Raw genomic sequence first — 12,550 nt, 5'->3', positions numbered from 1 at the left:
TTTTTATTTTTTATAACGCATCATCCCTTCACGGAACCTGCCGTCAAACCTTCTATCATATACTTTTGTGCAAAAGAAAACAGAATGATCGTGGGGATCAGGGCAAGGATGGTTCCCGCCGCCATCTCCCCCCACTTAATATCATATTTCAGGATCAAACCGTTTAATCCAACCGGAATCGTCTTCAGGGAATCCTTGTCAATAAACATGATCGCCATGAAAAGCTCATTCCAGGAATTAATAAATGCAAAAATAAACGTCGCTGCTATTCCCGGCTTCATCAGCGGCACGATAATCTTTACCAGGCCCTGTCCGTATCCGCAGCCGTCGATCCATGCCGCTTCCTCCAATACGTTCGGTATTCCGTCAAAAAAGCTGCGGAGCGTCACAACCGAGAACGGGATCATCATATTCGTATAAAGCAGCGCCATTGTCCAGATGTTATTAGTCATATGGAGACTGGACAGCATTTGATACAGCGCAGGCAGCATAATAAAAGTCGGAACCATCTGTGTGATCAGGAAAAACAGCAGCAGAAGATTTTTCATGCGGAACTTAAACCTGGAAAGCACATATCCCGCGCAGATCCCTATAATACTCGCGAAAAATGCCGCGATCGTGGAAACCACCAGAGAATTTCTCATGTAGACGATAAAATTTCCTTTCCAGAGTATTTCCACGTAATTCACCCAGCTGATTTTCTCCGGAAGATACTTAACCGGAAAAGCATAAATCTCCGCCTGCGAACCCTTCAGGGATGTGACAAGCATCCAGTAAAACGGAAACATCACAACGATCAAAAACAGCCCCAGTATCATAAATTTGACGACCTTGCCGATCAATCTTTTCTGTTTCATATCCATATGATCAGTCCTCCCTTGTCAAACGATTGGAAACCAGCAGATAAATAGTGGCAAATAATGCCAAAAACAAAATCGACAATACTCCCACGGCAGATGCCAGACCATAATCCAGGCTCTGGACGAGCTGCATCATATAGGATGTCACAATATGCGAGGAACCTGCCGGACCGCCCTGTGTCATAGAATAAATCAGATCCGGGAAGTTAAAGATCCAGATGCACCGCATCAGAACGGTAAGAAGCAGTACGGATTTAATCGAGGGAACCGTCACATGAAAGAATTTATCAAAGGCATTCGCTCCGTCCACCTCCGCCGCCTCATACAATTCCGCATCGATCCCGCGCAGAGCCGCCGTGATCATGATCGTAAAATACGGTATTCCATACCAGATATTTGCCACAATACAAGACAGCAGCGCCGTATCCTTGCTCGCAAGCCATCCTACGGAAGATTCTATAAGTCCCAGGCGCATAAGAATGTCATTGATAACGCCGGACGTCCCGTTAAACATCCACCGCCACATAATACCGATCACAAAGCCTGATACTGCCCAGGGGAAGAAGATCAATCCCTGATAAATACTGGAACCCCGGAACTTCTTCTTCAGCAGCAGCGCCATGCCAAAGCCAATCGTCAGCTGAAAAAAGAGGGATATCAGCACCCATTTGGCCGTATTTTCTAAAATCTGATAAAAGTTATTGCCGATTCCCTGGGTAAACAGCTTCTTAAAATTATCCAGCCCAATCCATTTTATATTGCTCACATCCATCAGATTGTAGCTCTGAAAAGCCATCATGCTGCCCTTCAGCATCGGGTAATAAGTAAACAACAGCGGCAGAATAATCGCAGGAAGTACCATCAGGAAACAAAATCTTTTTCTTTTTCTGGTCAATGCATTACGCTTCATATTCTCCTCCTTTATTCCCACAGGCAGCGGCATAAGCGAAATGCCGGCAAAAATGGCTGCGACCTTCTTCTACCACTGCAAAACGGGGAAGAGGAACCATGCCCCTTCCCCATATCTCTTAAAGCTTTTTCCTTAATGAAACTTTTTTATAATCCCGGATTTCTCTTTAGAATTTCTCTCCCTCATCTGCATACGCCTGCGTCCAGTAATCGTCCAGCCAGGTAAGCAGCTCATCTGTCGTAATCTCATCTGTCAGCCACTTCTGGTACATGGTATCTACCTCGCTCTTGTAAGCGGCAAACGCATTATACTTCATCGGTGCGGAGCAGGTACGATAGGTATCGCCGTCATTTGCCATATCCATGTAGATCGAAAAATGGCTTTCTTCGAAATAGCTGTCCATCTCCGCCGCTGTCGTATGGATCGGGATCGTCGCATAGTTTTTGCAGAAATATGTATTATTCTCCGCGTTCGACAGATAGAGAATAAAATCCGCCACCTCATCAGGATGCTCCGTGAAAGAGGTCATGCTCCATCCGCTGAAACCATTCGGGAATACAGCCTGTCCGGACGGACCTGTCGGGAACGGAACCAGATCCCATGTGCCCTCTTCAAGGTCTGCTTCACAGGAAGAGATTACCTCCGGATCCTGGATCAGCATTGCCGCCGTACCGCCGATAAAGCCCTGTACCATTTCCGCAAATCCCCATGCGATAGAGTCTGCCGGTGAGCAATCGGTAAACAGGCTCTTGTAAAACTCCAGTGCCTCTTTGGTTTCCGGCAAAGTGAAGATCGTCGCGCCATTGCCATCCTTTAAGAAATATCCGGCATCTGTGCTTGCCAGCTGATCGGTACCAAGCCAGCTCCAGATCACGGTATCGGCATACATATAGCCAAGCGTCGCTCCGCGGAAGGCAAAGCCGTAACGGTTCGCATCGGTATCCGTCAGCGCCACGCCCGCGTCATAGATTTCCTGCCAGGTAGAAGGCGTCTCAATTCCGGCTTCCTCTAACCAGTCTGTGTGCACATACAGTCCGCGCCAGAGGAAACCATACGGCATCATGTAAGCTGCATCCCCGGTATTATAGATCGCCTGCTGTGCAGCCTCCGTCAGCGTGTCCTTCTCCTCCCATGCATCCAGATACGAATCCATCGGCTGGATCCACTGATTGTTCACGTACTGAGTAATCGTAAGATCACGCGCTTCCACGATATCGCAGCCGGAACCGCTCATCAGCATCTGCGTAATTTTGTTGTCCGCATTCTCAAGAGGAGGAGAAATGATCTCGATGGTAATATTCGGATGCTCCTCCTCATACTTGTCGGCAATCTCACGGATGATCGCCGTTCTTTCCGCGCTTGTCAGGGATTCCACCATGGTAATGGTAATATCCTCCCCGTCTGCAGCCGCCACGCTGACTGCATTACCCGGAAGCAGCGTTGCACACATAGCAACAGACATCAGTAAACTAACCGTTCTTCTTGTTCTCTTCATTTCTTTTCCTCCTTTTTTATATTTGAGAAAGTGCCTGTTCCAGATCTGCGATCAGGATATCTTCACCTTCCAAACCACAATGGATACGGATCACATTCGCCTGCGCGCCCAGCCACGCAGTCTCTTCCTCTGTCATCCGTGCATACGGTACCTCTGCCAGGCTTTCAAAGCCTCCCCAGGAAACTCCTATCTGAAATACCTGCAGCAATTCGCACAGTTTCTTTGCCTGCTCCACGTTTCCGTCTATCTCAAAGCTCATCAATCCGCTGTTGCCGCGCTGCTGCCGCTTCATCAGCTCATATTGCGGAAAAGACGCCAGCCCCGGATAATGTACACAGGCAATTTTCTCATGTCCTTCCAGAAACTCCGCCACTGCCATCGCTGTCTTTTCATGCTGACGCAGCCTTACCTCCAGCGTGCGCAGGCCGCGCAGGGCAAGCCATGCCTCCATCGGTCCCAAAATCCCGCCGTACAGCTCGCGGTGATGTGAGATCTTCTGCAGCAGTTTTTTGTCTTTCGCCACCAGCACGCCGCCGATAATATCACTGTGTCCTCCAATATATTTGGACAGCGTATGCATAACAATATCCACGCCCAGATCCAGAGGATTCTGAAAAATCGGTGTACAGTATGTATTATCAATATAGACCATCGCTCCATGCTTTTTGGCGATCCCCACAACAGCGCGGATATCCTGCAGGCGCATCATGATAGATGCCGGACTTTCTAAAATCACCAGTGCGGTCCGGTCTGTGACCGCCTCCTCGATTTCCTGTATGTCGTCGCCCATCACAAACGTAACATCCATCTGAAAATATTCCCGGCAGTATTCGTTGGTGAATTTCTTCAATGGACCATAGACATTGCGGATGCAGACAATATGGTCCCCGGCCCTGCATACTGTCATTACTGCAGTCGCTGCCGCTGCCATCCCGGAAGCAAATGCATAAGCGCGGGTTCCATGCTCCAAAGCCGCAATCTTGTCCTCCAGGATCCTTACCGTGGGATTCTGTACACGGCCGTACACATACGTGTTCGGATCCTCTGTATCGGCGTCAAAATACGCATCCATCGTCTGAAATGTATTCAGCGAATTCATAAAAACCGGCGGAACAACTGCATTGTAGTAATGCTCATTATGTTCTGCAAAGTGTGTCCCGATCAATCGGGGATCGCTGGAAAAATCATATCCCTCTCTCATCGTTCCTGCCTCCCTGTCCCTTTCCCGTGCTCTATAGCCTCTTTTTCATTGCTATAAGCTATATATCTATATGCTATAATATAGGTTGATGTACTATAAAGCGTTTTTTCAAACGCTTATTTTATCATTGCATACTCTATCTCCTCGCGGAGATCATCGAGAATCGCCTCATTTGCCTGCCAGGCTTTTTTATAATCCCGCTCCCGGATCGCCAGATACAGTTTTTCGTGAAACGGCAATCCTTTTTCAAACGGTTCCTCGATTCCCAGCGGATGTCCTGCCCAAAACTCATCTAACCAGCCGCTGATCGAACTCAGCACACTCGACATCACATCATTATGGCAGCAGCTGTAAATATACCCATGAAACGCCTTATCCTCCGCCGCTTTCGGCTCTTTGGCATAAAATTTATCCATGAGGATCTCCGTCAGCTCGCCCAGCTTCCCAATTTCCTCATCTGTGATACGGTGAACCACCATCTTCAAAATCTCTTTTTCCAGTACGGCACGAACCTCCAGAATCTCCAGAAGCTTTTCCTTTTCCTGCTGAAAAGAAATCGTCATCTGGATCCTGTCCTGCTGGTAGCGCTCACCCACATAAACGCCCTTTCCATTGCGGACCTCCAAAAATCCCTGGCCTTCCATGCTGCGTATCGCTTCCCGCAGAGAAGTTCTGCTGACGCCCATCATCTCCACAAGTTCGCCCTGCGACGGCAGCTTTTCACCGGACTTCAAACCTTCATCTTTTATATAGTCCTGAATATATTTTGTAATTTCTGATTGCAGGGACATTTTCTTTATTGGGGACCTCATTGCTGCTTCTCTCCTAATGTAGTTACTTATATATATTGCCTGTCTCGCAATCTATATGCTATATTATAGGTTGTCCTGTGCATTCTGTCAAGAAAAACTTTTCTTTATCGCTGAATTTAATTGAAATTGACCAAAAAAAAATACTACAAAAGAGCTGTTATAACCGAAATGAACAGCAACATAAAAAATCACACCAGCCGGAGCGTGTCACCGGGATTATCATTGTGAGACCGGACACCTCCGATACGGGCGAACCGCACTCCTCCCAGAACTGGTGTGATACAGATATTATAGTACCGCCCATCGGAAAATGCAAGGACGGCTTTGCCGCTTTTCACAGCTTTATTTCACCGAATTTCCTGCAGATACTTCATTTTACCCTCCTCTGCCTGCTGCATTCTGCGCTCCCGTTTATCGGTCGCTTCCTTCAATAGTTTATAGGCTGACGCAAACGTAGGAACCCCCAGAAGCATTCCAATCGGGCCGCCAAGGCTGCCGCCAATCGTGATTGCCGCCAGCACCCACATGCTCGGCAAATTTACTTTTGCCCCGACTACCCTCGGATATATCAGATTTCCTTCCACCTGCTGCAGTGCTATGAAGAAAATGACAAACACCACCGCCTTGACCGGGCTTTCTGTCAGAATCAGAAACGCCCCGATAAAAGCGGCAATAAATCCTCCGACGTACGGGATCAGAGCGGTGACGCTCACAAGCGCCCCGACCATCGGCGCGTAAGGCATACGGAGAATCAGCATCCCTATCGTACAGAGTGTGCCCAGAATGATTGCCTCCGTTGTCTGTCCTGCAATAAAAAGATGAAAAACGCCTCCGCAGACAGAAGCCACATGTATAATTCCAGCTCCCACTTTTTCCGGCAGCCAGACACGGATTAATCTGCGCACCTGCCTGCTGAGCTTTTCTTTGTTTGCCAGAATATAAATGGCAAACACAAAGCCGACAATACCGTTGACCACAGAGGAAACAGCAATGCTGATTGCTCCGCCGGCTTTATTGAGAATAGAATTGCCAAGCTGCTTTAAAACGTTCTCCAAATCTCCCCGCAGACGTATCCAGTCAATATCGATGCGGGAAAGATATTCGCCAAACGGTATTTCCGAAAAGTCGGCGCTGTTCTCCAGTGCCGCCAGCTCATCCAGCAGCTCGACCACCGCAGAGGACACTGCCGCCACTGCATTGACCAGCTCCGGTATCACCAAAACCGCGACGCTGATAAATATCCCCAGTACCAGAATCAGGGAAAGCACGATCGCCAGCGGACGTCTCGCCCGCTCCTTCCGGGGCGTCGGATTCTTTCTGAATAAGTGCCGCTCGATGAAACACAGCGGGACATTCAGAACCAGCGCTGCGATCATGCCTGCCAGCAGCGGCTCCAGTAAATCAAGCATCCAGGAAACAGCGTAAGCGATTTCTGAAATATAACGGACGCCGAGAAAAATAAGAATGCAGGCGGCCACAGTGCCGATAACCCATTTCGAAAGCTGCTTGCGCTGCTCACTGTTATCAAAAAACATATCCTGGCATTTCCTCCTTATCTTCAGTAATTATTCTTTTACCAGTCCGACCGCCTTGGACAGCTCCATCACCAGCAGCGGTACAAAAATCAGACCGGCAGCCTGCAGATACAGTTTTCCCGGAAGCAGAACCAGTCCGAAGGCGGTGCGCAGCGGTGTGAACAGAACCAGGCAGACCAGTGCAGCGGAAATCAGCACCGCACGGTTAAGGTTATGGTTGGTAAACACCCCGGTCTTAAACAGGGAATGATGCGAGCGCATATTAAACGCATGGATTACCTGCGAGAACGCCAGCACCATAAATGCCATTGTCTGTCCGCCTGCCACGGACGCGGTCTGCGTCTCTCCCAGCCAATAAGCAATTAAGGAAAGCGTACCGAACATAATGCCCTGCAATACTACGCGGATTCCAAGCCCGTGCGAAAACAGGCTCTCGTTTTTCGGTCTGGGCTTACGGTTCATGACATCCGGCTCCACAGCCTCCATGCCGAGGGCGATAGCGGGCAGGCTGTCCGTCACCAGGTTAATCCATAAAAGTTGCATACTCATCAGCGGCGATTTGTGCCAGAGCAGCATCGCGACAAATACCAGCACCACCTCGCCGATATTGGTTCCAAGCAGAAAGCCTGTTACCTTGCGGATATTGGCATAGATGCCGCGCCCCTCCCGGACAGCCTCCACAATCGTGGCAAAGTTATCGTCCGTCAGCGTCATATCCGCCGCACCCTTGGCAACGTCCGTTCCGGTGATGCCCATCGCGCAGCCGATGTCCGCCGCTTTAAGCGCCGGCGCGTCGTTTACACCGTCGCCTGTCATGGAAACAATCTGCCCCTTCCGCTGCCACGCCTTCACAATACGGATTTTGTTTTCCGGCGAAACGCGGGCGTAAACGGCAATCTTCTCCACCTTTTCATCCAGCTCCCGCTCCGGCATCGCATCCAGCTCCGGACCGGTGATCGCCAGCTCTCCTTCTTTCTGGATCCCCAGCTCCTTTGCGATCGCCGACGCGGTGGCGATATGGTCGCCGGTAATCATTACCGGGCGGATGCCCGCCTTCCGGCAGACTGCCACAGCCTCCTTCGCCTCCGGTCTTGGCGGGTCTATCATGCCAGCCAGCCCCAGAAACTGCAGTCCTCTTTCCAGCTCCTCACTCTCCGGTTTTTCCGGAACCTGGTCTATCTCCTTATACGCAATCGCGAGCACGCGCAGCGCGCTTTCACTCATGCTCTCCACAATCTGTCCGGCTCTTTCCAGATTTCCGCCGACGCAGCGGTCAGAGAGCACATCAAAGGCGCCCTTGACGATCACGATATTTTTCCCGTTCATCCGGTTGACGGTCGTCATCAGCTTCCGGTCGGAATCAAACGGGATTTCCGCCAGTCTCGGATATGCCATATTAAGCTGCTCCTTCGGCATCCCGTTATTGTAAGCCGCCAAAACAATGGCGGTCTCCGTCGGATCCCCGATGTGCTGCTCCTTTGTCCCGTGGAATATCACCGAGCCGTCGCTGCAGAGAGTACCCAGCTCCAGCAGTGTGCGGATTTTCTCTGAATTTTTGCCGGAAATCAGCTCCGGCTCCTCCATTCCGTCCACCCAGGCTTTTACCAGCGTCATCCGGTTCTGCGTCAGCGTTCCTGTTTTGTCAGAGCAGATTACGGACGCACTGCCAAGCGTCTCCACAGCTGGCAGCCGCCGGATAATGACGTTCTTTTTCACCAGACGCTGAACCCCGATGGACAGCACAATCGTCACGATAGCGGGAAGCCCTTCCGGAATCGCCGAAACCGCCAGGGATACGGCAGTCATGAAAATCTCCAGCGCCGGAATGCCGCTTGCCAGGCCTACCACAAAAATAATCGCGCAGGCTGCCAGCGCCAGAGCGCCAAGATATTTTCCAAGCTGCGCCAGCTTTTGCTGCAGCGGCGTCTGTCCCTCTTCCTCGCTGTCCAGCAGATTTGCGATTTTTCCCATTTCCGTATCCATTCCGGTGGCTGTGACAACAGCAGTTGCCGTACCGTAGGTAATAGAGCAGCCGGAGAACACCATATTCACGCGGTCTCCCAGGGGCGCCTTTTCCTCTATGATAGCCTCCGCATCTTTTTCGGCAGGAACCGACTCTCCGGTAAGGGCGGATTCCTCGCTTTTCAGGCTCACGCTATGCAGCAGCCTGGCGTCAGCCGGGACAAAATCCCCCGCCTCCAGCCGGATAATATCGCCGGGCACAAGCTCTGCCGCATTGATCACCGCTTCCTCACCGCCGCGGATTACCCGCGCGTGCGGCGCCGACATACCCTTCAGCGCTTCCAGTGCTTTTTCCGCCCGGCTCTCCTGGACGACGCCCATAATGGCATTTAAAACCACAATCAGCAGAATCAGGACCGGTTCAAAAAAGCCTTCGGCATCACCCTCCAGACAGGCGACGACGAAGGAAACCGCTGCTGCCGCCAGCAGAATCAGTATCATGACGTCCTTAAACTGCGCAAAAAACCGCTGCAGATTGGTCTTTTTCTTTTTTTCGCGCAGCTTATTTTCTCCATACAAAGCGTACTTTTCCGCAGCCTGCTCCTGGCTTAGTCCGTGTAGCTGGTCGGAATTTAGTTCCTGTACCACAATTTCCCGTGTTTTTGCGTGTGCTGTCAATATAATTCCTCCTTCAAAAGTATGTTTTGTTTAGCATACCAGATGAGGGCTCCTTTTTCACTGGACATTTTTGCTTTCTGTCAGATTTTTCCCCATATTACATAAAATATTACATTTTGGGACATCCGGTGCAATCTGTCCGGACAAAAAAAGTGCTTCGCACGTCCCCGCAGCCCTCAGGCGCCTCCGGAAAGCATATTTTGCCACGCCGGTAATATATAAAAGAATCCCGGCAAAGGACTGCTTTCTCTGCCGGGATGCCGCCGGAAAACTATTACTGCCCATACCATTCACAGTAACGCAGAATTTCCGCTTTAATAATATTCGTTTTCGTTTAATGCCGTCACGATGCTGTCAATTCCCTGGATAATCATGTAGATTCCAATCAGGACGCCTGCCGAAAACAGCAGGATTGAGGGCCATATGATCATCATGCATCCCAGAACGATACCGATGATATTCATTACCAGTGAAAAATGGTAATAGCTGCGGTTGATAACATAGCGGACCGTATTAAGATGCGCCACCCTGGATACGCAGTGCGCGATAAACCAGATGGGAATCAGCATGATCAGCACCCACTTTCCCGCGTCCGGGTATACCAGAAGCATGACGCCCGCCATGATACTGAAAATACCGGAAATCAGGGAAACCACCGGACCGAAGCCGGTATAGCGCTCCGCTTTTACATAGTATACGATATCCGAAATACCGGTAATTACTGCAAGCACGCCGTAGAGAATGATAACCCATCTCAGTGTCCTGCCCGGATTGATAAGCATATAAACTCCAAATATCACCAGCAGAATGCCGATAATCAGCTGTAACCAGTCTATCCTTCTTCTCACTTTTCCACACCTCCCGTCCGATTCAGAATTTCCATAAATTCCTCGCCGGTGATGGTTTCTTTTTCATAAAGGAACATCGCCAGTTCATCCAGCTTCTGCCTGTTTTCCAGAAGAATATTGATGGCTTTTTCATGCTGCTTCTTTACAAGCTCCACAACCTTTTTATCTATCTCCTTCTGGGTATCCGCGGAGCAGGACAGAGAGGTGTCGCCGCCCAGGTACTGGTTCGTCACCGTTTCCATCGCGACCATGTCAAACTCCTCGCTCATGCCGTATCTGGTAATCATGGCGCGCGCCAGCTTTGTCGCCTGCTCGATGTCATTGGAAGCGCCGGTGGTAATCTCGCCGAACACGACCTCCTCCGCCGCACGCCCGCCGGTAAAGGTGGCAATCTTATTTTCGATTTCCTGCTTTGTCATCAGGTACTTATCGCCTTCCTCCACCTGCATGGTATATCCGAGCGCACCGGAGGTACGCGGAATAATCGTAATTTTCTGCACCGGAGCGGAATGGCTCTGCATCGCCGCGACAAGCGCGTGACCGATTTCATGGTACGATACCACTTTCTTCTCGTGATCCGAGAGCACCGTATTCTTTTTCTGGTATCCGGCGATAACGACCTCGATACTCTCCTCCAGATCCGACTGGTTTACCACCTTGCGCCCGCTGCGCACTGCCCGCAGCGCCGCTTCGTTTACAATATTCGCCAGCTCCGCGCCGGAAGCGCCGGAAGCCATTCTTGCAATGGTATGGAAATCCACGTCGTCGGCAAGCTTGATTTTCTTTGCGTGAACCTTGAGGATTTCCTCTCTTCCCTTCAGATCGGGGAGCTCCACCGGAACGCGCCGGTCGAAACGTCCGGGTCTTGTCAGCGCCGGGTCAAGGGATTCCGGCCGGTTGGTCGCCGCCAGAATAATAACGCCGTTGTTTCCTTCAAAACCGTCCATCTCCGTGAGGAGCTGGTTCAGCGTCTGTTCTCTTTCATCGTTGCCGCCCAACTGTCCGTCACGCTTTTTACCGATGGCATCAATCTCATCGATAAAGACGATACAGGGCGCTTTTTCCTTCGCCTGCTTAAACAAATCACGCACCTTGGAGGCGCCCATACCGACGAACATTTCCACAAATTCCGAACCGGAGATTGAGAAGAACGGCACATTCGCTTCTCCTGCCACCGCCTTTGCCAGCATGGTCTTACCGGTTCCGGGAGGGCCGACAAGCAGAAGTCCCTTGGGCATGGACGCGCCGACCTCCGTATATTTCTGCGGGTTGTGCAGGTAATCCACGATTTCCGTCAGACTCTCCTTTGCTTCATCCTCACCGGCTACATCCGAAAAATGGATGCCCTCCGTAGACTGCACATAGACCTTCGCGTTGCTCTTGCCCATGCCGAAGCTCATGGCATTCTTGCCGCCCATCTGCGACATGATCTTCTTTGTCATATACTGCCCCAGACCGATAAAGATGACCAGCGGCAACACAAAGGTAAGCAGAAAGCTCATAAGCGGCGAGGTGGTCTGTTCCATATCCTGGCTGAACTTCGCGCCGGATTCATACAGACGCTGCACCAGCGTCGGGTCGTTCATGGCGCCGGTTTCATACAGCACCGTATTATCCTTGTCTGTGAAAAGAATCCGGGAACTGTCCACTTCCACATTTCCGATATTCTTTTCTTCAATCATGCTCATGAAGGTTCCGTAATCCACCTCCGTGATCTGACGCTGCATCAGCAGCGGCGTGACAAGCAGATTAAACAGAAACAGTACGAGCAGTACAATTCCATAATAATAAATCAAAGGTTTTTTGGGATTTTTTACTTCTTTCATAATTGTTCCTCCTGCTGGGACATATAGGCGTCCAGGGCCTCCATCGAGACAAGCAGCGCGTGATTTACCGCCTGCATGGCAAAATCCAGTGCGTATTCTGCAAACATTATTTTCTCATCTGCCGGAAAGCTCTCTTCCGGCTCTTTGCCGTCGGCATTCTCCATTCTGGCGACCGCCGTTTTAATCGACTTTTCAATCTCGCCGTAAGATTCGGCAAGCACAGCGACACTGCTATTTCTGGAATGCCGCAGCCGGTTGCGCAGCTCCGTCTCGCTCTCCGCGCATTCTCTCTGCAGCTCCGCCTTCTCTGCGCGGATTCTGTCGTGGTCCGCCGATTCGCTCATCTGAATGCGGCTCTGCAGCCGGCTGATTTTCTTATCCAGTTCATACATCTTTATAGAAAGTATTTCATATGCCATCCAG

General features: G+C 50.6%; 10 protein-coding genes. All 10 read right to left on the bottom strand.

From position 1 onward, the window contains the following. Positions 1-20: 20 nt before the first annotated feature. The 10 genes from ACLU9Q_RS04125 to ACLU9Q_RS04080 all read right to left on the bottom strand — a co-directional run bounded on the left by ACLU9Q_RS04125 (position 21) and on the right by ACLU9Q_RS04080 (position 12,546). A complete protein-coding gene (locus tag ACLU9Q_RS04125; protein WP_296831177.1) occupies positions 21-863 on the bottom strand; it encodes a carbohydrate ABC transporter permease in 843 nt (280 codons plus the stop codon). A gap of 4 nt (positions 864-867) precedes the next feature. After that, entirely contained in the window at positions 868-1,770 is a 903-nt protein-coding gene (locus tag ACLU9Q_RS04120; RefSeq protein WP_296831179.1) for a carbohydrate ABC transporter permease, read from the bottom strand. 166 nt (positions 1,771-1,936) lie between these two features. After that, positions 1,937-3,220, bottom strand: a complete 1,284-nt coding sequence (locus tag ACLU9Q_RS04115) for a sugar ABC transporter substrate-binding protein (protein ID WP_308593824.1) — start codon at positions 3,218-3,220, stop codon at positions 1,937-1,939. Positions 3,221-3,281: 61 nt separating this feature from the next. Further along, a complete protein-coding gene (locus ACLU9Q_RS04110) occupies positions 3,282-4,466 on the bottom strand; it encodes a trans-sulfuration enzyme family protein (protein WP_296831183.1) in 1,185 nt (394 codons plus the stop codon). A 116-nt stretch (positions 4,467-4,582) separates the two neighbouring features. Then, entirely contained in the window at positions 4,583-5,278 is a 696-nt protein-coding gene (locus ACLU9Q_RS04105; RefSeq protein WP_412624680.1) for a FadR/GntR family transcriptional regulator, read from the bottom strand. Between the two features lie 347 nt (positions 5,279-5,625). Beyond that, complete coding sequence (locus ACLU9Q_RS04100) at positions 5,626-6,813, bottom strand: AI-2E family transporter (RefSeq protein WP_296831188.1); 1,188 nt, start codon at positions 6,811-6,813, stop codon at positions 5,626-5,628. A gap of 30 nt (positions 6,814-6,843) precedes the next feature. Then, a complete protein-coding gene (locus tag ACLU9Q_RS04095; RefSeq protein WP_298512986.1) occupies positions 6,844-9,453 on the bottom strand; it encodes a calcium-translocating P-type ATPase, PMCA-type in 2,610 nt (869 codons plus the stop codon). Between the two features lie 314 nt (positions 9,454-9,767). Continuing rightward, complete coding sequence (locus ACLU9Q_RS04090) at positions 9,768-10,301, bottom strand: HdeD family acid-resistance protein (protein WP_006860729.1); 534 nt, start codon at positions 10,299-10,301, stop codon at positions 9,768-9,770. Then, entirely contained in the window at positions 10,298-12,127 is a 1,830-nt protein-coding gene (gene ftsH, locus ACLU9Q_RS04085) for an ATP-dependent zinc metalloprotease FtsH (protein WP_296831195.1), read from the bottom strand. Before ftsH ends, ACLU9Q_RS04090 begins: the two co-directional genes overlap by 4 nt. After that, positions 12,124-12,546, bottom strand: a complete 423-nt coding sequence (locus tag ACLU9Q_RS04080) for a hypothetical protein (RefSeq protein WP_074679938.1) — start codon at positions 12,544-12,546, stop codon at positions 12,124-12,126. Before ACLU9Q_RS04080 ends, ftsH begins: the two co-directional genes overlap by 4 nt. Positions 12,547-12,550: the final 4 nt, after the last annotated feature.

It is taken from the genome of Marvinbryantia sp., from assembly GCF_047017445.1.
Taxonomy (GTDB): Bacteria; Bacillota; Clostridia; order Lachnospirales; family Lachnospiraceae; genus Marvinbryantia.
This window is presented reverse-complemented; position numbering and strand designations above follow the sequence as displayed.